The organism is Lactobacillus sp. ESL0785, assembly GCF_029395455.1.
Lineage (GTDB): Bacteria > Bacillota > Bacilli > Lactobacillales > Lactobacillaceae > Lactobacillus.
Genome location: NZ_CP113916.1, coordinates 55,087 through 78,526, shown reverse-complemented (window position 1 = coordinate 78,526; position 23,440 = coordinate 55,087). Strand labels below are relative to the sequence as shown.

The following is a 23,440-nucleotide window of genomic DNA, read 5'->3' as shown; positions in this document are numbered from 1 at the left end:
GTAGTGCTTTTTGGCTGCTTATAATTTCAAATATTATTACCATATAAAAAATGCGCTTTTTACCACAAGCGCATTTTTTATTCTGCAAACAATAATTCATACATTTTGGCTTCAAGTGGGTGCTGCAACAGTAAGTTCATCCCCACTGCTGCCTTCTTTTTTGGTCCCAGCAGTTCTTCTTTAACCGTTCCCTGTTGAATAGTAGCTTCCCCCAAGTAGAAAAACTGCTTGCCGATTGCATCACTTTTCTTCACAAATAAATGCAACTTCATCTGTGGTGAATTAAGCAACCGCTGAACTTCGGCTGAATCAAGGTGACGCGGTGAACGCGTATACCAACGCAAACTACGGCCATCTTCTAATGTATTATGATAAACCGCGTTCCGTTTTTCAACGGAATCTTTCTGGTAAGTAATAAAAATCGGTGTCTCGTGTTCATCTACTCGGTAACCATACATTGGTGCTGACACATCCTTGGGCCAATTTAATAATCGACACACATCCTTACGGTCATACTGCTGATATAACGTAAATTGCTTACAATTGTTATACTCATGATTAAGTGCTAATCCCGTCTGCACGACATCTGCAAATAATTTCTTAAATACGATATTTTCAGCTAAGGCTTGCTGTAAGACCGGCGTTAGTCGGTAACTTAACAAATCTTTATGCTCAACCAAAGCCTGTCCACCATATTGGGCCTTTTTAGTTGTCTTCCCTTGCTTAATATCAAAGAAATCTAGCGATAAGATTGCTTCAACCGAATTTAAAACCGCTGCATTAACGTAAGCATGTTCACAATGCAGCATTTGTTCGTACTCAGTTTGACTAACCTGCCCTTTTTCAAGCAGTAATTGCAGCAAGCACAATTCATGCGGTCGCTTACCATTCATCAGTTCCTTAGTCACAAATGATAAGACCGCACTTTCATACTTACTAAGAGTAATCGACTCACCCATTTTGCTTAAAAACTGGCCATAATGCTGCAAACTATGATTATCAGCAAAAACTTCTGGCGAAGTTGACCCATACTGATAAAAATCAAATAACAGCGGTGGATGTCCAATCTTTTCCTTTAAGTCGCGATAAGATTGCCGCAATTCTTTTAAGCTATCAAGTTTTACCTGATCAAGTGACGCCAAAATCTTTTCCGAAGCAATACGGCTAAAATTAATCGTTGACACATCAATTAATCCTGGCAGTGTACTTTCTGCACGAGCCTTGTCCTGACTGCGACTAGAATCTTGATTAAGTGCAATTGGAATTAAATAGTTATTTTTATAATTGCCAATAAAGTCAATCACCGTCACATAATCCTTGCCCGGATACTTACGCAATCCCCGTCCTAATTGCTGGATAAAAACAATGCTAGACTGCGTATTACGCAGCATCACAATCTGGTTAAGTGCAGGAATATCTATCCCTTCATTAAACAGGTCAACCGTGACAATATATTCAATTTTACCTGCTTCAAGCTGCTTAACAACTTGCGTCCGCCGCGTTTCACTATCCTCATTAGTTAATGCAACTGCTGGATGACCTTTAATAGTAAACATGTGCGCTAATTCGCGAGCTTCCTCCTGCCGACTGCAAAAGACTAAACCACGTGCTTTTGTCCCGCAATAACCATAATAATCTAGTTGCTTTAACACATACTCAACACGTTTAGGCGCTATCAAATTACGTAAATTAGTCGTTTCATCGATGCTTTCACCATCAACTTCATAATCTGCAACGCCTACATAATGAAAGGGTGCTAACATCTTGGCTTCTAAAGCATCCCGCAGCCGAATTTCGTAAGCTAAATTATAGTCAAACAGCTGATAAACATCCTGATTGTCCATTCGCTCCGGTGTAGCTGTCATTCCCAACCAAAACTGCGGCGTAAAATAATTAAGCACTTGCTGGTAACTCGGTGCTGCTGCTCGGTGAGCTTCATCAATTAAAATATAATCAAATTCATCTTTGGCCAAGCTAGCCAACATATCTGGCTGACTCAAAGTCTGTACGGTAGCAAAAAGATACTTCCGATTAAGCTGATGCTTATGCCCCGTCAACAGACCATAATCTTGCTTGTTACCACCAATTACTTGATAAAAACTTGATAAAGCTTTTTTAGCAATTTGCTCACGGTGAACAACATACAAAAATTTTCGCGGTGCAAAATCTTTAACAGCAAAAGCACCAAGATATGTTTTCCCAGTTCCTGTTGCCGAGACAACCAATCCTCGTTTTTGCCCAGCAGCAACTAACGCTTGTAATTCCTTCAAAGCTGCAGACTGCATCTTGTTAGGTGTAATTGGATCTGCTGCTTTTACTTGCGGCAGTGATTGCCGTGACGGTTTCACCCAATTATCCTCATACTCCTGCAGCCATGCTAAAGTCAGCGGCACACTATTTTCTTGTAATTGGTGCAACTGCAACGCAAGTTGATTAGTCAACGTTGCATTTTCCTTCGAACTAACCTTTAGGGCCCATTCATAATTGCTGAGTAATGCTGCTCGCGTAAAATTAGCGCTGCCGATAATTAATGTTTGCCAATCGTCATGTTCAAATAAATAGCCTTTAGCATGAAAACCTTTCTTAGCAGCAATTTTAACGGTTAAATTAGGGATTTTCATTAATTCACGAAAAACTTTAGGATCGTTAAAAGCCAAATAATCACCAGTAATTATTGTCCCCGTGATCCCTTTAGCAGCTAAATCAGCCATGACTACTTTAAACGGCACCAGCATGTCCTGCGTCACAAAGGCCACTGCCCAAGTAAAACTACGACAAGTTAATAGTTCTTGCCGTAAAGTTAGCCAGATTTTGTCATTTTGGGTATTTTGCAAAAGTTTAGGGCTTAATAATTCATGACCGGGATAGGTCGCATCATATAGGCCGTTTAAAATCGCATCTTGCAGTGGTTCATTCATCCATATCGCCTCAAGCTAATTTTACACAAAAGCGGAGGCAAACATCAATTTTTAGGATAAAAAAACACTTAACTTAGTTCAAAAACTAACAAGTGAAATTATCACTTGTAATTTAGACTAACGTTAAGTGTTTCTTTATTTATTTGGCATCATTCGTATCCTTCTTGCGAAAAACGTCAAAGAAACCGCTGACACTATAAAGAATGTCAGCAAACATGCTTAATACAGCTTGCATAATAGCAGCAAAAACCATAACACATCCTCCTCTCAACAATAATTAACTTTCTTAGTAAGAAGAAAGCAATTACATTTTACGCTTTTCAATATTTCAAGTCAAAACAATATTGCAATAAATTTTTATAGATTAAATGAATACTTGGATAAAATAGAGCTATTAATTATATGTCAATTTCAAGTAAAATTGGGCAATGATCTGCCAGCCAGAATTGTTAGCCTTAACTGTCCAAACTCGTTGAGCTCACCAAGAAGAACTCCTTCGACAGCATCATTGACTTTTCTAAATATGTCAGTAAAATTCTTGCAAATATGCCAAGTATTTTGCATCCCAAAGTTGCTTTAAATGGCACTAGCATATCCGAGCCACAACAATTTTCAGGATTAAAAAAAACACTTAACTTAGATTAAAAACTAACATTAAGTGTTTATTATTTGGCATTAATTATTTACGAAGAATACCAAAGAAATTGCTGACACCTTTAAGAATATTAGCAAACATTTTTAATGCACTTTGTACAATATCAACCCAGGTCATAACACATCCTCCTCTCAACAATAATTAACTTTCTTAGCAATAAGAAAGCAATTACATTTTACGCTTTTCAATATTTCAAGTCAAAACAATATTGCAATAAATCGTAAGATAGTAAATAAATACTCAGATAAAATAGAGCTATTAATTATAAGTCAATTTCAAGTAAAATTGGGCAATGATCCGCCCGTGCACCTGTATCCATCATTTCTGAACGCTTAACCTGTCCTGCAATCCGGTTACTTGCAAGCCAATAGTCAATCCGCCAGCCAGAATTGTTAGCCTTAGCTGTCCGAACTCGTTGAGCCCACCAAGAATAAACTCCTTCGACAGCACCATTGACTTCTCTAAACGTGTCAGTAAAGCCCGCAGCCAATAGCTTGGTAAAGTCAACCCGCTCTTCATCAGTAAAACCAGCCGAATGATGGTTGTTATCGGGATGCTTTAAGTCAATTTCAGTATGAGCAACATTATAATCACCACTGGCTAAAACTGGTTTTACCTGGTCCAACTCTTGTAAATACGCCAAGTATTTTGCATCCCAAAGTTGCCGTTCACTGAGTCTTTTTAAACCATTACCAGAATTAGGCGTATAGACTTGGGTGACAAAGACGTCAGGAAATTCCAAGGTAATAATTCGCCCTTCTTGATCCATCGGTTCTGGAGCCCCGATTGTCGGATAAGTTACTTGTGGCGTTAAGTCTTTTTTATATAAGTACATTGTGCCCGCATAGCCCTTACGTGCTGGCTCTTCTGAGGAACGCCATACATACCGATATTCAGGAAAGTGTGCGCGCAAAATTTCCTGATGCTTCTTAGTCGGACCAGTTGCGCGTAATTTTGTTTCCTGAATTGCCAGCACATCTGGATTTTGGTCATGTATTTTAGTTAACACCTTGCGTGTTTCTTCAGCACGAGCAGAAGTACCAGTCAGGGCAGCATTAAGCGAATCAATATTCCACGAAATTAAGATCATAATTTTCTCCTTTTTTAATTGTTTCTTACATTATAAAGGTTTTTAAAAATGACTCAAAATTTCATCAACTGCTCCGCCGTAACTTTCACCAAATAAGCAAAGATGCATACATAAGTAATAAAATCTATACCAATCTAGCCGCTGCGCTAAATTCATATCAAACGGATATTCTTCGTAATATGACTGGTAAAACTGATTGTTAAAGCCGCCAAAAACAGTTGTCATTGCTAAATCAAATTCTCGATCACCGTAAATTGCATCTGGGTCAATTAAGTAAGGCTGACCCTTTTGAAATAATACATTGCCGAACCACAAGTCACCGTGACATAAACTAGGCGTTACCTTATGTTTAGCATAATAATCGCTAAACTTCGCAACCAGCCGTTGAAAATGTTCCGCGCGAAAATCATTCCAACGACCTAACTTCTTCGCCGCTGCTACTTCGGGTACTAACCGCTGGTGAACATAAAAGTCAACCCAACTTTTGTTCCAATTATTATCCTTAATCAGCACCCGATTTTTAGTAACATCACCGAAGCCAAAAGCTTCAGCATGCTTTTGATGCAGCTTAGCAACCTGTCGACCTAAAGCAGCTTGACTACCAACATCTGTTTCCAGCCAGTTCAATAGCAAGTAAGCATCACCATCAATTTGACCGTGAAATAACGGCTTTAATGTATTAACCCCAGCTTGCGCCATTTCTTTTAACCCACGAATTTCATGATCAAAATAAGTAACCGTATTATTAGGCTGGACTTTCATAAAATATGTTTGCGTGCTAGCTTTCACTTGATACGCTTGATTAGTATCACCTCCGTGAATATTTTTACATGATACGATGTTTTCTACTGGTAATTGCTTAAGCCAGGTACTTGTTAATTTCAATTTTAATCACCTTTACTTCGAAAAATCCCTAATTTAACGGCTTAATTGATAAAATTAATTTTTTCACAATTTTATGCTTTCATTCATTCTTAACAAGTGTATAATAGCACAAGAGACAATAATATTTATTTTATGGAGGTCAAAATTTTATGACTAAAATTTATGCTTATGCTATTCGTAAAGACGAAGAACCATATGTTAAGGAATGGCAAGATGCTCACAAGGACATCGATGTCGATTACACTGACCAACTATTAACTCCTGAAACTGCTAAGTTGGCTAAGGGTGCTGATGGTGTTGTTACTTACCAGCAACTAGACTATAAAGCTGACACAATCGAAGCATTAGATTCCTTGGGTATCCATAACTGGTCATTGCGGAATGTTGGTATTGACAACATCGACTTAAAGAAGGCTAAATCATTAGGCTTCAAATTGACTAATGTTCCTGTTTATTCCCCAAATGCAATTGCTGAACATGCTGTTATTCAAGCTGCACGTCTTTTACGTCAAGATAAGCGGATGGATGAAAAAATTGCACGCCACGACTTCCGGTGGGCACCAACAATTGGCCGGGAAGTTCGTGACCAAACTGTCGGTGTTATTGGTACTGGCCATATCGGTCAAGTATTCATGAAGCTGATGGAAAGCTTTGGCGCTAAAGTTATTGCTTATGATATTTACAGAAATCCTGAATTGGAAAAGCAAGGCTACTACGTTGACACTTTAGACGAAATTTACGCTCAAGCTGACGTTATTTCTCTGCACATTCCTGATACTCCAGAAAATGTTCACATGATCAACGACGAATCCATCAAGAAGATGAAAGATGACGTTGTAATTATCAATGTATCACGTGGTCCATTAGTTGATACTGATGCAATTATCCGTGGCTTAGATTCCGGTAAAATTTTCGGTTTTGTAATGGATACTTACGAAAACGAAGTTGGTATCTTTAACAGTGATTACAGCAACAAGGAATTACCAGACAAGCGGTTAGCTGACTTAATCGACAGACCAAATGTTTTGGTAACACCACATACTGCTTTCTACACAACACATGCTGTTCGTAACATGGTCATTAAGGCTTTCGACAACAACTTGAAGTTGATCAAGGGTGAAAAGCCAGACACTCCAGTTGATCTAGACAAAGAATTTTAATTTACAAGTTCATTTCCTTTCTTACATATAACTAAAAAATATAACTTAAAAATAGACATTGAGTAAATCTACTCAGTGTCTATTTTCTTTAGATTAAATTTTAATTGCTAATGCTTCATATGGTACAAGCTTTAAAGCCGCTGTTAATGTAAAGTCTTTTTTATGATAATTACTAATCAACACCGTGCCCGCCTGCTCTTGGTATTGCTTAGGCAATGTTACAGTATGTTCTTGACCATAAAAGTTAGCAAAGACCAATAATTTTTCTGTTTTATTATCTAAAAAGCGTTCATAGGCTAAAACCTGCGGATCTTTTTGCAAAAACATCTTAATATGACCATCAGAAATTAATTCTTCTGTTTTACGTAATTTAATTAACTTTTGATAATAATTAAAAATTTCGCCATGCTTCAATTCAGCCGCAACGTTAATCTCATCTTGATTGGTTGGCATTAGCCATGGCTTAACCTGACTAAAGCCAGCATATTTGCCGCTGTCCCAATGCATTGGTGTCCGCGCATTATCACGAGATTTAGCATGAATAATATCAAAAGCAGCCGCAGCACTGAGACCTTGCTTTCTTAATTCATGATAAGCATTCAGCGTTTCAACATCCACGTAGTCTTTGATTGAAGTATAGGCTGGATCAATCATGCCTAATTCTTCACCCATATAAATATATGGGGTACCACGCATTAATTGGATTGCTGTTGCTAACATTTCTGCAGACTGCAAGCGATATTTCCCGGGATCACCAAAACGATTAAGTGCTACTGATTGGTCATGATTGTTCCAAAACAGAGCATTCCAGCCGCCACCTTGATCCATCTTTTCTTGCCAAGCAGTAAAAATCGCCTTTAATTTCATGAAATCAACTGGCTCTTTTGTCCATTTATTGCCATCACGATAATCGACCTTTAAATGGTGAAAGCTGAATACCATCGATAATTCATGCTCATCCGGTTTAGAATAAGCAATCGAGTTGGCAATCGAAGTCGACGACATTTCACCAACTGTAATACTATCAGGATCTTGCCCAAAGCTAGCAGCATTCAATTCTTTTAAATATTGATGTACAACTGGCGTATCTGTATACAAAGACTTTTCTGTAGTCGGATCAGTCGCATCAAGTAATTTCTTAGCTTTACCTGTTACATTAATTACATCAAAGCGAAAGCCTTGTACTCCCTTATTTCGCCAAAAGTTTACAACAGCAAATACTGCCTTTCTTACCTCTGGATTATGCCAATCCAAATCCGCCTGACTTGGATCATATAAATGAAGGTAATAGTAATCAGTATTACCAAATTTAGCCCAAGCAGGGCCGCCAAACTTACTCCGCCAATTAGTGGGCAGACTGCCATCAGCCTTAGCTTTACGTAAATAAAAAAACTTACGATATTTCGGATCACCTGCCAAGGCTTTTTTAAACCATTTATGCTCAGTTGAGCAGTGATTTAATACCATATCGAGCATTACACCGACATTGATTTCTTTCAGCTTAGCCACCAGCTCTTCAAAATCCTGCATACTGCCAAATCGGGGATCTATTTTGCAATAATCAGCAACGTCATAGCCATTATCATGCTGTGGGGAAACAAAAAATGGATTAAACCATATCATATCAACATGTAGTTTTTTTATGTAATCAATCTTTTGAATAATGCCACGAAGATCGCCAATTCCATCACCATTAGAATCATAAAATGATTTAGGATAAATCTGATAAATAACTTTTTTACCTAAATTAATCATACTTTCCTCCTATGGCTTAATTTCATGTCGACGCGCAAAATCAACAAACACAAATTTTTCTGGATCATGAAAAGAAAGTGTTAATTGAAATAACGTCGTATCATTCAAAAAACTACGACTAGCAACTAAAACAACTAAGTTACTGGTTAACTGCATTTTATTTTGTAAATCATGAGCCACTTTTTCAACGGTAATTTCTTTTGTGGCATAAGATATGCTCAAATTAAGCTCATTTTCAAGATAATGATAAATAGAATTTTCAGCTGCACTTAATGGTAAATTCTCTATCGGTGGTGCAAACAAAAAATCACAATCCAATACTTCTGGCTGATGATCAATAAAGCGCAGACGTTCTACATAAGTACCTGGACACGAACTTTTTTCAGGAAACTTATGTTGAAACAATTGGGGCAGATGCGTCATCTTTTTAAGCGTCAGTACCTTAGTCTGCGCATGCATTCCTAATGACTTATTTAACTCCGCAAAACTAGTAATCCCCGAAATGGGAAAAGAATACCTATCTAAATCAAGGACAATTGATCCTTTACCACGAATTGTCTGAATTAAGCCCAGAGAATTAAGTTGCGCCAAAGCCTTACGAATTGTTTCGCGAGAAGTCCCGTAAAGTAATTTTAACTGACTCTCACTAGGTAAATATGTCCCTACTGTAAATTGCTGATGCCTAATCTTAGCAGCAATATCTTGCGCAATAATCTTAGCCTTTGATTCCACAATAATCTTTCCTCTCATCAAACTGCTTTTATTATATCGAGTAATGTACAGACAAGTAAAGAAATTATCACAATTAATTTTTATAATTCTTTAAATATCAAGGATATTATTTTAATTTTGTGTTTGACAGCTTGTCTAGACAAGTATAATATTTAGCTTGTGCAAGCGCTTGATAAGTTATAAAGGAGAGAAGAATAACTATGGATAAAGAAATTGCAATTTTAGCTCCTGCTAACGGGAACGTAATTGCTCTAAGCAAAACCAGTGATCCTATTTTTAGTAAAGAAACAATGGGTCAAGGCTTCGGACTAATTCCAGCAGATAATCAAGTTGTTGCTCCAATTAGCGGTCAAATTACAACAATTGCAGAAACTAAACATGCAATTGGTATCACTACTGCAAATGGGCTCGAACTTTTAATTCATATGGGAATAGACACTGTAGAATTAAAGGGTGCACCCTTTACAATCTCGGTTCACGAGCAAGATACCGTTAAAGCAGGACAGCCAATTGCTACAATGAACTTAGACTCAATTAAGAGTAACAATTTAGATCCAACAATTATTGTTGTTATCACTAATACTAACGATATACTTGAAAGTCTAGATATTACTCCGGGAGAAACTAAGGCAGCTAATACTGTTGCTCATGCTTACCTTAAGCCAGTAACGGCTGCTACTAGTAAAAAATTATCTTATGAAGAATTAGCTGCTTTTATTATTGCTAATGTTGGTGGACCAGAAAACATCAACAATGTCATTCATTGTATTACCAGATTACGCTTTTACTTAAAAGATGAAAGTAAGGCTAACGATGATGTCTTAAGAAACCAACGTGGTATCTTAGATATTCTACATTCTTCCGGTCAATACCAAGTTGTTATCGGTGACGGCGTTGCTAATTTATATGATGAAGTAATTAAAAAATTACCTAATCTGGATGATTCAAGCACTACAACCAACAATCAAAATACTGGCAAAAATCCAGTTTCACGGGCAATTAATAACCTAATCGGCTTCATTACAGGCTCAATGAGTCCCGTTATTGGCGTAATTGCTGCTTCAGGGATTATCAAAGGAATTTTAGCTTTACTTACCCTACCGCAGTTAGGCAGCTTACTTAATGTAAAAAGCGTACCTTACATTACCATCAGTGCAATGGCTGACGCCGCATTCTACTTTTTACCAATTTGGGTTGGCTTTAGTGCAGCTAAACGTCTAGGTAGTGATCCGATTATTGCAGCTGTAATTGGTGGTATTATTACCATGCCGCAGTTAGTTACTTGGGGTACTGCCGGTAAAGTAATGTTTAATTTTGCTGGCTTAAACTTTCAATTTCTAAATTATACATATTCAATTTTTCCAATGATCCTAGCTGCTTGGCTTGCCTGCAAATTAGAAAAATGGCTAAAGAAAGTTTTGCCAACTTATTTACAAATGATTTTTGTGCCACTAATTACGGTACTAATAGTTGCAACGATTACTTTAGTTATTACCGGACCGGTTATTCAAAGTATCGCCAACGGAATTGCGGTCTTCATTAACTGGTTAGTTTCAGTTTCCGGTTGGCTTGGTGGCTTCATTATTGGTGGCTTTTATCAAGTATTGGTTATCTTTGGCTTTCACTGGGGTGTTGTACCCTTGGTTGCACAGCAAATTGCAAGCACTGGTCAAAGTGCCATTAATGCAATCATATGTTCAACAATGATTGGCCAAGGTGCTGCTGTTTTAGCCGTCGCAATCAAATCTAAGAAAACTGATATTAAGGAATTAGGCTTTGCCGCAATGATTAGTGCATTTTGTGGTGTTACCGAACCCGCAATGTATGGTATCAACTTACGTTATCGTCGAGTATTTATCTCAGGTTCAATCGGCGCTGCATTTGGCGGTTTAATAACCGGATTAATGCACGGTACAATGTATGGCTTTACTGGCGGCTTAATTGGCTTCTCAAGCTTCTTCAATCCTAAAAATCCAAGTAATTTGAGCAGCTTCTACACCTTTTTAATTGCCAGTGCCGTAACCATTATTATTGCCTTCATTGTAACTTGGTTCTGGGGCTATAATGATAGTATGGCTATGGGTAAGAAAGTTGCCAAAGCAAAGCGTCCAGGTACAATTTAATTAATATTTCTTGAATTCAAAAAGGCATAATGTTTCATATGAAACATTATGCCTTTTTATTTAATATTCTACTTAATTAGCAGAGGCATTAATTGCCTTAATTAAAGCATTTCTGAAGCCTTGCTCTTCTAATTTAGTAACTCCTTTAATCGTCGTTCCACCAGGAGTTGTAACTTCATCTTTCAATTCTTCAGGTAGTTTTCCAGTTGCCAAGGCTAATTTAGCAGTTCCCAAGATCATTTTTTCAATCATTGGATAGGACTCTGCTCGCTTAACCCCATTTTGCACGGCTGCATCACTCAACGCTTCAATCATCATATCAACATAAGCTGGTGCACAACCAGAAACTGTGCCATAAATTCCCAACAATTTTTCGGGGACAACATAAACATCGCCCAATTTAGCTAACATCGTCTTAACTGTCGTAATTACCTCCTGCTTTTCATCTGAGATAAAACTAACAGCTGTTATGCCTGTACCAATTTGAACTGGCGTATTTGGGACAATTTTAGCAAAAGCCGTATCAGCTGGGATTGCAGCATTAATTTTAACTAAATCACCACCGCCAGTTGATAAAATAATGCCATGATAAGTTGTGCCTAAATCAACAATGATTTGCTCAACAGTTGGTCCACCAACAGCCACAATAACCGCTGCACAGCCAGCAAAATCAACATAATCATTAACCAACTGCAATTGATATTGTGTCGCCACTTTTTCAGCTGATTGGTGCCCACCACTATAAACATAAAGATCAGTACTTGCAGTCCCTGCCTGCAATAGTCCCTGAATAAGTGACGTGCCAATTTTACCAGTTCCAATAAATCCTATTTTCATTAATGATCATCCTTAACTTAGTTATTAAAAATTGGTTTGATCTGGATCAACTGCAGTTTTTGCAGCTCCGTGCAACCCATCTAATTTAAACATATCGGTGTTACTAATTTTAAAATCAAATATTTCTGTATTTGCCGCAATATATTTTGGGTGAACTGACTTAGGCAATGGCAAAAAATGATGTTGAATTGACCAACGTAACAGTAATTGTGCCGCCGTTTTATCGTACGCTGCAGCAATTGTTTTTACTGTTTCATTGTTCAATAAGCCGCCTGTCCCCAGTGGACTATATGCTTCATTTAAAATAGTCAATTCATCATCATATGCCGTTATACTTTCTTGCTTATCACTAGGATTAAGATATATTTGATTAACAGCTGGGCGAATTCCAGCCGTCTTAAGTAGCTCATCAAGGTGCTTACGTCTAAAATTAGAAACACCTATGGCCCTAATTTTACCCGCTTTTAACGCATCCTCCATTGCCCGCCAGCTTTCAGCATTAAGCTCAGCCCAATGCTCACGATTTGCGGCAGGATTAGGCCAATGAATTAAGTAAAGATCTAAATAATTTAATCCCAACTTTTCCAAACTGGTATCAATTGCCATTTTGGTCTTTTGATAACCATGATCTGTATTCCATAACTTAGTGGTCACAAATAGATCATATCGGTTAATGCCGCTCTCTTTAATGCCCTTACCAACACTTTCCTCATTACCATACGCAGCCGCCGTATCGATCATCCGATAACCTGCATTAATTGCAGTTAAGACTGCATTTTCAGCGACAACACCATTTGGTGTCTGCCAAGTTCCAAAACCAACAACTGGAATTTTCACTCCATTATTTAGTTCATAAGTATCATTTAATGAATTAACTTTAACCGTCATAATTTCAACTCCTTCCTAACTTTACCACCTTCATTATAACTAATTCTACGCCATTAAGATGCTAAAAATATTTTAAACTTATTTTTATAGTTACAACTTATTGCTCAATATATTAGCAAATCGAGCATAATTATCTACTTCATATAATGGCTGTAATTTTAGTACGTTATTGCGGTGACGATGATTAAACCAAATACTCGCCATGCCATAATTAGTAGCTCCCAAAATATCTGACTGCAAACCATCACCAAAAAAGAAAGTATTCTCAGGACCAATTGTAGTTTGCCTAAAAAAATAATCAAAAATTCGTTTATCGGGTTTGCTAAAGCCAGCTTCTTGTGAAGTTACAATTAAGCTAAAGTAATCTTTGATTCCTGCAAGTTCTAAACGGTGGTTTTGAATAAATGTCTCACCATTACTTAAAATTGTTAATCGATAACCTAATTTTTTTGCTAAGCGCAATGTATCCTTAACGCCCGGCAACAACTGGTGTGCTTGAGCAAAAAATGTCCGATATTCTTGCATAATTGCCAAGCCATTTACGTCAATCCCCAAGTTATTTTTTAAGAAATCATGAAAAGTAATCCGACTAAGTTCATCATAAGTAATTTGTCCTTGTTCTAACTTACGCCATAAATTCTGATTATAAGTATGGTAAGCCTTGTGCAATTTGGTTGTTAGATGCCAGTGATGTGCGTTAAACAAATGCTGCAGAGCAAAATTTTCGGTTGCTGCAGAATCAATTAACGTATCATCAACGTCAAAAATTATTTGTTGATAGTTCACGTGATTTTACCTTTCTAAATTATTTCCCAGGAAATATTTAACTAGAAAAAAATTAACTATTTTTAAAGTTGAGTTAATTACCTTATTCTTCTTCAAAAGCGGGTTATAATTAACTTTAATTTATGATGGAGGAGCAAGCAAATGTTAACTCTTTTACTACTATTTTTAATTACTTGGTTGTTAGTCAAATTAGGTATTGGCGTCTTTAAAATTTCTTTCTTTCTTTTAACTTGCGGTATTATCTTCGTATTCTTTATTCATCTTCTGTTACCACTTCTGCTTATTGCAGCGGCTATTAGTCTGATTGCAATGATGGTCAACTGGTAAACAATAAACGTAAAAAAGCAGGCAGCTTAACAGTTCCCTGCTTTTTTAATTCCTTAATTATTTAATAGCAAGCGTAACCGAGAAACTACATCACGTGGTCCAGCCATAATTAGGTGGTCATTCAACGCCAATCTAGTTGCATCATGCGGATCAATAAATTTACCTTTACGCACGATCTTACTAATTACTACTTCATCAATTTCTGGTAATTCCGATAATAAACTGCCATTAAAGCGGGCATTAGTCATTGTTACTTCAAACAAACTAGACGTTGAAGAAGTAATAAATTGCAAAACTTCTGGTGATTCGATCGCTGTTCGAAAGACACCCACACCAGTATCAAAAGTATTGAAGTATTCAATCTTCAAATTATTCAATTCCTTTTCCATTGATTCAGCTTCATTGGGATCAGGATCATCCATTCGTACCAAGACACGTTCAACACCGTACTTTTTAGCAGCTAAGGCTAAACTATAATTAATTTTAGAATGAATATCAGTAATTACGAGAATATCGGTATCAAAAATCCCTTGCCTGATTAACTCTACCGGTTCCATCGTTGTTAATAACGTCACTGGCGCCGAATTCTTATAAGTTTCATAACTCTCCTTGTGCCGGGTATAAAGTCTTGTCGTGTACCAATCATGTGGTAATTGATGGCATGTCGCTACTGAACTAACAGTTGTCCCAATAATATGGACAATTGTCTTAGGCAGTTGCTCATCTTGTGGCTGGTATAATTTCTTGAACAGCATAGGTCCCAGCAGACAGGTAATCACCGCAGCCAATGTCAAAGCACCACCTTGTTGATTATTTAGTGCATGAATATTTTGTGCAACCGCAACACCAGAAATAACCAAGGTCATGGTCGTTTCAACTAAAAAGGTTCCAGCTAACGCATTCCGCTTTGAAAATAACCGTTTAAAGCTATAATACGCAGGTAATTTAGCTAACAAAAATGCAAGCAGCAGTAATGGAATTAGCATTAACGTTGTCCTTGAACCCAATAATGACACCAGGTTTAATTTTACGCCGGTCAAAACAAAGAAAAAGGGAATTAAAAAGCCATAGCCTATTGCGTTCAGCTTTTCCTGTGTTGTTTCTTCAGGTTCCAGCAATTTAATCACAATACCAGCAAGAAAGGCACCCAAAATATTTTCGGCACCAACAGACATTGCCAAAACAACCAAAATTACAATTACTAAAAAAGCAAATCGCATATCTAATTGAGTTGTTGACTTCGTAATTTTGCCAAAAATATTAAAAAAGTTGCGAAAACGCGCCAATAAGAAAGCCGCAGCTAAAAATACTAACGAAATCAACCATAAAGTACCCCCATTGCCACTTTTAATTGCAGAATAAACAGTCAATCCCAGTAATGGAATAATCTCACCGAAAACGCCAAACAGCAATAAAGTTTGACCATAAGCCTGTCCTAGCAAATTATTCTCTTTCAAAATACTAATCATTACACCAAGAGAAACTGTCGCAAACAAAATTACTGATAAAAAAACATCTGAAAACAGCCCACAAATTTTAAACAAAACTCCCAAAATAATAGCCGTTACCAATGTTAAAGAATACCCAATTATTGCAACCTTAAGTGGCGTTTCCTTCGGCATCTTTTGGGCTTTTTTCGCCGCTAAAGCAGTTGTTGGTTTACTTTTTTTAAATAAAGAAAAATCAATTTCCATCCCACTTAAAAATAATAACATAATCGTTCCCAACGTACTCAATGTCGTCAAAACAGAATTAATGTGAATGATATTCAGGCAACTTTTGCCTAAAATAACACCAACAACAATTTCCGCAACAGTAGTTGGAATTAATGATATTTTTAACTTAGCTAGCAGTGTCGGAGTTAAAAAGGCGGCCACTGAAACAATAACAAGCGATAAATTCATTCATTTACTTCCTTATTTTAAAACTTAGTTAACTTATTTATTTTACCAAAATAAGAACTGAGTAACTAAGAATATTTTCAAAAACAAAAAAGAACTCAAACTGAGTTCTTCTTCACTGGCAAGCTAAATTAAGCAGGACTGTGCCAAATCTATGTAGTTAAAGTCACTAATTGTTTCTGCTTGCTTTATTGCCACCACAATTTAATTAATCCCTGTGTGCCCAAGTCACCCAAACCTTTTTCATCAACTAAAGTTTCGTATAACTCCTTGGCTTTTTCCGTTGCTGGTAACTTAATATCCATTTCTTCAGCGGTCGCCAAAGCAATCCGCAAATCCTTCAAAAAATGTTTACTAAAGAATCCCGGAGTATAATCACCCTTTAAAATACGCGGCGCATAGTTGCTTAAACTCCAATTCGCCGCACTACCTCCACCAACAGTTTTTACAACTGCTGGCAGATCAAGTCCAGCTTTTTGAGCATAAACAAGCATTTCTGTCATTCCCGTCATTGTACCAGCAATCATAATTTGATTAGCCATCTTCGTATTTTGACCGGCTCCTGCTGGACCAAAATATTGTGCTAAACTGCCAATTGCACTAAACACAGTCTGCAAGGCAGTAAAGGCTGCTTTATCACCGCCAACCATGATTGTTAACGTTCCGTTCTTAGCACCTAAATCACCACCGGAAACAGGTGCATCCAAAACTTGCGCTCCTAGTTTTTCCCCTTCAGTGTAAATTTTCTGGGCTAGGGCTGGTTTGGACGTTGTCATGTCAACAATAATTTTATCCTTAACATTCGCTGTTAGAATACCATTTTCGCCAAAATAAACCTGCTCAACATCGCGAGGAAAGCCAACCATCGTAAAAATCGCGTCAGCTGCTTCCACAACAGTCTTAGGATTAACACACCAAGTGGCACCTTGAGTCACTAAATTATCAGTCTTAGCTTTAGTTCGATTGTAAACCCACAACTCATGACCAGCCTTGAGTAAATTTAAGCAAATTGCATTCCCCATAACGCCGGTACCAATAAAACCAATTTTCATAATGATTGCCTCCTTAAAAATAATAAAAAAGCCAATAATGTTACTTATATCATAACACTATTGACTAAATTTTATTATCTAAGATTATCTTTCCACTTTAGGCTGCACAGCTTGTAAAGCTTCCAAACTATCTGCAACTTCACGCCAATTATCCTTATACGGACCATAAGCTGTGTGAATTAAGGTACCAACTGGTAATGATGGACATTCGTTTTCGGCATTTGTTCCCCAGTTTTGCCAGCCTGACTGTGGCCGTTGGACAATCTGAAATGCATTTGAAGCAGCGGAAGTTTGCCAAATCATTGCCTGACCTGTTTCCGTATTCATTTCCACACTCTTACTTGCAGGACCAGCAAAAACGGTTTGGTCAGTTACCTTACTTACATTAACTGGATCCCTACTAAAAAGCCACGGCCGATTATTCAGCTCTGCAAGAACAAAGGCTTGATCTCTTACTTCTTGTAATTCTTCTTGTTCTTCATCACTTGGCAGTGCATTTTCCCAAACTGAGAACAACCGCCAATACAAATCCCAATGGGCATTAGCCATATTACCTGTCAATGCCTTCTTAAAGTTTTCAAAACGGTCATTGCGCTCTTTACCATCATGAACTAATTCTTGAACTTTTTCTGCTAACTTACCAGAATATGGATCACCTTCACGGTACCACACGCCATCATAGGCTGCAAATCTGTCAAACACTAGTTGCCCAATACCACTCTCAAACTCATCACCAACCGTAATTTTATCAACAATTGATCTTCTATTAACTGTTGTTGCAAAATGATCAACATGATAAACGCGAGAGAAAAATGGTACATTATAATAGAATGACCAATCCAAATGAAATCTCTTACCGTGAAGCTCTGGCTTGATGCCATCCGGAATTCTGCCAGCTAGCCGGTACTTCTTCATCACTGGGCCATCTTCTAAAGGCGTAATATCAACAATGATATGTTCAGCTGGATTAATCAAACCATTATCTGGAGTAAAGAACGGACCATAAAAGCCGCCAATTGCATTATTACCTGATGGTACCAAGTCACGTTTTTCAGCAACAGACCAAAAGTGCCGTAATCCCCACTTCGAAGAGCCTTCACCTTGACCTGTACCGCGACATAATTCAAAATCAAATACGCCAGTATTCAAGTGAACATAACAATCATTTTCTTTATGATCTGAAATTTCTTTAATTCCTTTAACCTGATCAGCTACAAGTTCTTTTTCTAAAGTTAAAACTTCCGTGGACTGCTTGAATTCAATTATAGCCACAAAATTTGCATCTGTTTCATTATTTAGTCGTTGACAAACTACCTTTTGCCCATCATCAGTTGTTGCCAGCCATAAATCACCCTGAATATTAGGTACCGTAAATTTAACCGGTACTGGAATATTAATTTTATCTTCTGGATTAACTAAAGTAATTTTTACCATAATATATTCCTCCAAATATTATAAAGCTGTAAAAAATGTAATCAGACCAAAAATAACTCCAGCTGCATTACAAGCCGCTAACGGAATATCTCTATCCTTTTTAAACAAAGCATAAATAACCCAAAGAAAAGTATTAATTGCCGTTGCCAAAGGCTGAATTGGACTTCCCTTTACACCGTGCAGATTATTCATAATCTGCGGAATATATGAGACATACATAATAATTGCAGTAATTGAAGCTACCCAACCTAAAATAGTCATAATTTTTTCTAACTTCATATAATCACCTCACGCTTATTATCCCACTTGTAAAAAGCGCATTCAATATTAAAATGATCATTAGTAAAACAATTTTATTCTTATATATAATAATCATTTAATTATGTTGAAATTATTTATATAAGAAAGATGATAAAAAATAAGTACGGCTTGGTTAAAAAAACTACTTATCCTAAATCCTGGCATAGCACCTGGAGATTTATCACAGTTACTAAGCATAACCTTGGCAAATGAACAAACAATTATTACATGAAGTACCGAATTATAATAATTCAATGGCACTATCACCATAACAAAAAATATTTCTTAAACTATACATCATAAAGACTATTATTTTTAAGGTTATCTTTGCATGACGAAACAATAAATCACCATAAATTTCCTGTTCTATTTTCAGTTAACCAAAAAGGAATTGTTACTGAACAATTCTTTAATGACAGTAAGCTTGATGTTAAATATTCTAAAGGTTTTAGGCTTCGTTAGTTCTTACTGATCAAGCAGAATTTAAAATAAAAACCTTACTTAACATCTATTACAATTTAACAAAATTCTAATAAAAAATCTCCTTCATTGTGTGTTATCACATGAAGGAGATTTTTATTATTAAGAGCCAAGTGCCTTATAAAGTACGGCGGCCAAACAATATAAAACTGCAATATGAGCCGGATAGAAAATATAAAAGAAATACTTCATACCCGGACCCTTTTGACCGTTATAAAACCAAATCGGAATAATTGCAAAAATCATCATCCACTGAGTTGAACCAGTTAAACCATAAAGTAACGCGGTTGCTGCAATCAGCAGGCATTGGATTTTTTTATTGTTTCTAAATAGATATAGCAGTGGAATTAACAAAACCATAATATTATTTTCAGCTAAGAGAATTGCTGGAAAAATGCCCAGGGCAATTTGCTTAATTATTAACGGCAAGCCAGCTGCACCCACAAGAAGTGTCGTAATCCCTGAAAAAATAAACGGTAAGGCAAACCATAAAATTCCTAAACTAATATGTTTTGCCTTGTTGCCATCTTTAGCAGCCGCAAATTGATCGATACCTGTCATAAACATTGTCCCAATAAACAAATCACGGAAAATGTTGTTGATTAACACTACCTGTTCAAAGTGGACTGTTTTTTCCAAAATTGCTGTAAACAGTGCCATTAGCACCATTGAAATATACAGCCGTTCCATATATTTTTTCTTGTCATGCGTGTGGCTAAAGCCAACTACACTAGTAAAAAAGAAAATAGTGGCTACTGGCCGACCAAACCAGTCCAGCCAATTCGGTGCGCCCAGTGGATAAAACATCTGGTGAAAATGGTCAACTACCATTAAAATAATTCCGATTATCTTTAAGTCAAAAGTAGTTAAACCTCGTACTTTTTTAGCAATCTGCATATTGTTCTCCTTTTCCTAATACATAGCTGCTAAAGTTTAACACAGGGAGCCAAATGACCCAAATATCAGGCTTGGAATGTGAATTAATAAAAAAACTATTAATAATTGATTGGCATGATCGCTATTTCTTTAATTCTCTTGGTATTGGCAATAGTAATTAGCAGTTATATCTGTTAACTACTAAAATTACCAACTTAATTACTGACTTTACTGAACTAAAGACTGCTTAGAAGAAATTTAAGGCAAAAAAGCACAAGTTTCCAATGTGAAATTTGTGCTTATAAATAATATTATTTCAAATCAATTTATATCAAATTTAGTTTGCTTGAGCCATTCAATTGCCAAATCAAACCACTTAGCAACATGCTGATTCAGAAACTCTCGATCGGCATGTTTTTTATCTGTCGGCAAATAATCAGTTTGTTCATTGGCTAAGGATAAGCCGTGTGGACCCCAGCCAAAAATATGCTCTTCAAAGTCAACATCGTTCTCGGCTAAAGCTGCTACGTAAGACAAAGTATTCTGAATTGGTACTAACTCATCAGTCTTAGTTGCCCAAATGAAAGTCGGTGGAGTACTGGAGGTTACCAATTTTTGTGCTGCCCCATCAGTAAAATCACCTAACACTTGGGTAATTTCTTTAGCTGTAAAGTCATGCGTTAATTGATAATCAATTAAGGGATAGCCCAACAATTGACGATAAGGTCTGATTATTTTGGCTGACGAATAATGTCTGATCCATTCATCTGTCATCCCTGAATAAAGTGTTGCTACATGTCCACCAGCCGAAAAACCCGCCATAACAATTCTACTAGTATCAATTAAGTAGTCTTTAGCATATTTTTCAATGATGTTGAACGTTTTGGCTGCTTCAATTAGTGGCTTGGGATATAATTTGCTACTTGGCAAAAGTGAGTAATTAAGAACAAAGACATGGTAATCTTGCGCCAAAAAATTTAGTGCAATGATTTCTGATTCACGGTCACTTAACTGCGTATATCCTCCTCCTGGACAAAGAATAACAGCAGGATAATTAACGGGAGCACGCAAGTTTTTGTCTTGACCTTTTAAATAGCAAGTAACATATGAATCTGATAAATCATATTCTGAATCAAATAATTTTTCTTTAATTATTTCCATAGTTATACCTACTCATCATCTGGATCATCTATAAGCAAGTCATTAAGATTTACTAACTTAGGTGCTGCTTCTTGGTCAGTCACTAAAGTATTCAATGATTCTTGCGTGACGCTTTTTTCATCCATTAATAAAATACTTAAAGCTACAGGAATATTAACGCCAGTAATCAGAAAACTATTTTTCCTATTTAGAATTAACGGAACGATTTTTTGTGAGACGCTACCAGTATTGATGTCGGTCATAAAAATAATCTTGTCATCAGGCTCTAGATTCGTAAACAATTCCTGAAGATCATCGATATTCAAATCAGTTGCTTGACTGTCATCGTAAGCAGTAATAGCAGTAATTTGTTTTAAATTATTAGTTAAAAAGTTAAGTGTTGCCCGCATTCCCTGGGCAAACCCACTATGGGATGCAATTACATATTTAATCAATTCTTTACTCCTAAATCCTAAACTGTTAGAACATTGAAAAATGCCGCAACCATCGCAATAGCAATCGTTAGCCAAATAACAGTGGTCATCTTCCAGTTTTTCTTCTTAATTAGCCAGTAAAACAAGCCAACCAAGAGCATTGGCAACATGCTAGGCAAAATCTTATCAAGAATGTCCTGTACTTTCAGTGTTACGCCAGCATTAACCATCTTGAGAGGTGTAGTAAATGATACTGTTGAAGGAATTAATGCACCAATTACCGTTAATCCCAAAACTGAGATTGCTTCAGTAAAAATCGACAATTTATCACTATAAGTACTTAAAAATTTCATTCCCTGTTTATAGCCAATTTCAAATTCTCGACTACGAATAAAGAATAATACAATTAAGTTGAAAATAACCCACAAATAAATGCCAAACGGATTGCCTTGTTTAGCTAAAGAAGCACCAATTGAACCAAAGATTGTTGGGAGCATTGCCCAAATAATGGTATCGCCAATTCCAGCTAAGGGTCCCATCAATCCGACTTTGAGTGATTGCACCCCATCGAGAGTTTCAACACCGTCTTTGTCTTCCATAGCTAAGGTAGCGCCAAAAATTAACGGTGCAATCCACGGATTAGTGTTGAAATACTTATATTCGTTATCTAATGATAAACGCAGGTCTTCATCTTTTCCTTTATAAATCTTTCTCAATGATGGCAGCATCGCATAAGCAACGCTAGGTGCTAATTGAGTTTGATAGTTGAATGAACTAATTCCTACTCTAATCCAGCGCCAAGATGCTCTTCTAAGGTCTTTTTTCGTTAATACAGTTTGGTCATTAGTTTCATTACTCATCTTCATCAACCCCAATCATAGTATTGCTCTCTGTGACTGCATTATCTGTCTTTTCTACTACAGCATTGCTCTTCTTACTTAATTCCTTAAAGGCGTGATACATCAACGCAAGACCAATTAATGAAACACCGATAATTGGCACTTTTAAGTAAGCACTAAGAACAAAACCGATCAAAAGGTATTCCATCATCTTGCCAGAAGGCATATAAATAAGTAACATTGCTATCCCAACTGCTGGCAGCATTGCCCCAGCAAGCTGCAGACCGCTAGTAAACCATTTCGGCATAAAGTCTAAGATAGCTTTAATTAGACTAGGACCAAAAGCAACTGATAGAAAGACTGGTAGTGCTGACACTAGTCCAGCAGTATAAGTTGAAAGCAAGGTCATTGACTGCATAGCACCATACTTCTTTTCATCAGCATACTTTTGTGCCTTAATTGCTGTCCAACCATTAAACATTTTCCATAAAATATCTAGCTGAACACCTAAAATTCCTACAGGTAAGCCAATTGCAATTCCTGCACCTAATCCTTTTCCGGTTGAAATAGCAATTGCAGTTGTGATAATAGCTGTTACCGGATAATTGGGTATTGAAGCTCCACCAACAGCTACAACACCTAAAGACATTAGTTGAACCGTTGCACCAATCTCAACTCCAGTTTTCATATCACCCATTATTAATCCAGCAAGCAATCCCCAAATTAATGAGTTGAATGTAAACAGCTGAATTGAGTTGAAATCAAAATGTGCTAAATAGGCAATAATTGTTAGTAAAATTATCTGCCAAATTGAAATACTCATCGTTA

Annotated in this window: 20 protein-coding genes; 3 read left to right on the top strand and 17 right to left on the bottom strand. The window is 36.8% G+C overall.

The features are described from left to right. Positions 1 to 77: 77 nt before the first annotated feature. The 3 genes from OZY43_RS00370 to OZY43_RS00360 form a co-directional block, all read right to left on the bottom strand. Positions 78 to 2,918: a DEAD/DEAH box helicase gene (locus OZY43_RS00370; RefSeq protein ID WP_277164909.1), complete on the bottom strand. Its 2,841-nt coding sequence runs from the start codon at positions 2,916 to 2,918 to the stop codon at positions 78 to 80. 917 nt (positions 2,919 to 3,835) lie between these two features. Further along, entirely contained in the window at positions 3,836 to 4,663 is an 828-nt protein-coding gene (locus OZY43_RS00365; protein WP_277164907.1) for an exodeoxyribonuclease III, read from the bottom strand. Positions 4,664 to 4,705: 42 nt separating this feature from the next. Continuing rightward, the gene (locus OZY43_RS00360) at positions 4,706 to 5,548 is read right to left on the bottom strand and encodes a fructosamine kinase family protein (protein ID WP_277164905.1); all 843 of its coding nucleotides are present in this window, start codon (positions 5,546 to 5,548) and stop codon (positions 4,706 to 4,708) included. A 149-nt stretch (positions 5,549 to 5,697) separates the two neighbouring features. Here OZY43_RS00360 and OZY43_RS00355 point away from each other — a divergent pair, with 149 nt between their 5' ends. After that, positions 5,698 to 6,708: a D-2-hydroxyacid dehydrogenase gene (locus OZY43_RS00355; RefSeq protein WP_277164903.1), complete on the top strand. Its 1,011-nt coding sequence runs from the start codon at positions 5,698 to 5,700 to the stop codon at positions 6,706 to 6,708. A gap of 93 nt (positions 6,709 to 6,801) precedes the next feature. On the opposite strand, the gene treC is transcribed toward OZY43_RS00355, so the two are convergent. Beyond that, positions 6,802 to 8,463 (bottom strand): alpha,alpha-phosphotrehalase, encoded by a 1,662-nt coding sequence (treC, locus tag OZY43_RS00350; protein ID WP_277164901.1) that lies wholly within the window; start codon positions 8,461 to 8,463, stop codon positions 6,802 to 6,804. A 9-nt stretch (positions 8,464 to 8,472) separates the two neighbouring features. After that, positions 8,473 to 9,198, bottom strand: coding sequence for a trehalose operon repressor (treR, locus tag OZY43_RS00345; RefSeq protein WP_277166407.1), 726 nt, complete (start codon positions 9,196 to 9,198; stop codon positions 8,473 to 8,475). A 197-nt stretch (positions 9,199 to 9,395) separates the two neighbouring features. On the opposite strand from treR, the gene OZY43_RS00340 reads away from it, so the two are divergent. Then, positions 9,396 to 11,318 (top strand): PTS glucose transporter subunit IIABC, encoded by a 1,923-nt coding sequence (locus OZY43_RS00340; RefSeq protein WP_277164899.1) that lies wholly within the window; start codon positions 9,396 to 9,398, stop codon positions 11,316 to 11,318. Between the two features lie 72 nt (positions 11,319 to 11,390). Here the strand turns inward: OZY43_RS00340 and OZY43_RS00335 are convergent, their stop codons facing one another. The 3 genes from OZY43_RS00335 to OZY43_RS00325 form a co-directional block, all read right to left on the bottom strand. Next, entirely contained in the window at positions 11,391 to 12,155 is a 765-nt protein-coding gene (locus OZY43_RS00335) for a pyrroline-5-carboxylate reductase dimerization domain-containing protein (RefSeq protein ID WP_277164897.1), read from the bottom strand. A 24-nt stretch (positions 12,156 to 12,179) separates the two neighbouring features. Further along, positions 12,180 to 13,043 (bottom strand): aldo/keto reductase, encoded by an 864-nt coding sequence (locus tag OZY43_RS00330; RefSeq protein ID WP_277164895.1) that lies wholly within the window; start codon positions 13,041 to 13,043, stop codon positions 12,180 to 12,182. Positions 13,044 to 13,133: 90 nt separating this feature from the next. Continuing rightward, positions 13,134 to 13,829 (bottom strand): YjjG family noncanonical pyrimidine nucleotidase, encoded by a 696-nt coding sequence (locus OZY43_RS00325; RefSeq protein ID WP_277164893.1) that lies wholly within the window; start codon positions 13,827 to 13,829, stop codon positions 13,134 to 13,136. A 141-nt stretch (positions 13,830 to 13,970) separates the two neighbouring features. Here OZY43_RS00325 and OZY43_RS00320 point away from each other — a divergent pair, with 141 nt between their 5' ends. After that, positions 13,971 to 14,156 carry a hypothetical protein gene (locus tag OZY43_RS00320; RefSeq protein WP_277164891.1) on the top strand — a complete coding sequence of 62 codons (186 nt, stop codon included), beginning with the start codon at positions 13,971 to 13,973 and terminating at the stop codon, positions 14,154 to 14,156. Between the two features lie 53 nt (positions 14,157 to 14,209). Here OZY43_RS00320 and OZY43_RS00315 read toward each other — a convergent pair whose 3' ends face one another. The 9 genes from OZY43_RS00315 to OZY43_RS00275 all read right to left on the bottom strand — a co-directional run bounded on the left by OZY43_RS00315 (position 14,210) and on the right by OZY43_RS00275 (position 23,435). Further along, on the bottom strand, positions 14,210 to 16,060 hold the full coding sequence (locus tag OZY43_RS00315; RefSeq protein WP_277164889.1) for a cation:proton antiporter: 1,851 nt from the start codon (positions 16,058 to 16,060) through the stop codon (positions 14,210 to 14,212). 185 nt (positions 16,061 to 16,245) lie between these two features. Then, the gene (locus OZY43_RS00310) at positions 16,246 to 17,109 is read right to left on the bottom strand and encodes an NAD(P)-dependent oxidoreductase (RefSeq protein WP_277164888.1); all 864 of its coding nucleotides are present in this window, start codon (positions 17,107 to 17,109) and stop codon (positions 16,246 to 16,248) included. Positions 17,110 to 17,193: 84 nt separating this feature from the next. After that, the gene (locus OZY43_RS00305; protein WP_277164886.1) at positions 17,194 to 18,543 is read right to left on the bottom strand and encodes a hypothetical protein; all 1,350 of its coding nucleotides are present in this window, start codon (positions 18,541 to 18,543) and stop codon (positions 17,194 to 17,196) included. 18 nt (positions 18,544 to 18,561) lie between these two features. Further along, positions 18,562 to 18,822: a SemiSWEET family transporter gene (locus tag OZY43_RS00300; RefSeq protein ID WP_277164884.1), complete on the bottom strand. Its 261-nt coding sequence runs from the start codon at positions 18,820 to 18,822 to the stop codon at positions 18,562 to 18,564. A 603-nt stretch (positions 18,823 to 19,425) separates the two neighbouring features. Then, a complete protein-coding gene (locus OZY43_RS00295; RefSeq protein WP_277164882.1) occupies positions 19,426 to 20,220 on the bottom strand; it encodes a TraX family protein in 795 nt (264 codons plus the stop codon). Positions 20,221 to 20,520: 300 nt separating this feature from the next. Next, positions 20,521 to 21,360, bottom strand: coding sequence for an alpha/beta hydrolase (locus OZY43_RS00290; RefSeq protein WP_277164880.1), 840 nt, complete (start codon positions 21,358 to 21,360; stop codon positions 20,521 to 20,523). A gap of 8 nt (positions 21,361 to 21,368) precedes the next feature. Beyond that, complete coding sequence (locus OZY43_RS00285) at positions 21,369 to 21,794, bottom strand: hypothetical protein (RefSeq protein ID WP_277164878.1); 426 nt, start codon at positions 21,792 to 21,794, stop codon at positions 21,369 to 21,371. 17 nt (positions 21,795 to 21,811) lie between these two features. Then, entirely contained in the window at positions 21,812 to 22,633 is an 822-nt protein-coding gene (locus OZY43_RS00280) for a PTS system mannose/fructose/sorbose family transporter subunit IID (protein ID WP_277164876.1), read from the bottom strand. Next, on the bottom strand, positions 22,626 to 23,435 hold the full coding sequence (locus OZY43_RS00275; protein ID WP_277164874.1) for a PTS sugar transporter subunit IIC: 810 nt from the start codon (positions 23,433 to 23,435) through the stop codon (positions 22,626 to 22,628). Before OZY43_RS00275 ends, OZY43_RS00280 begins: the two co-directional genes overlap by 8 nt. Between the last annotated feature and the right edge of the window lie 5 nt (positions 23,436 to 23,440).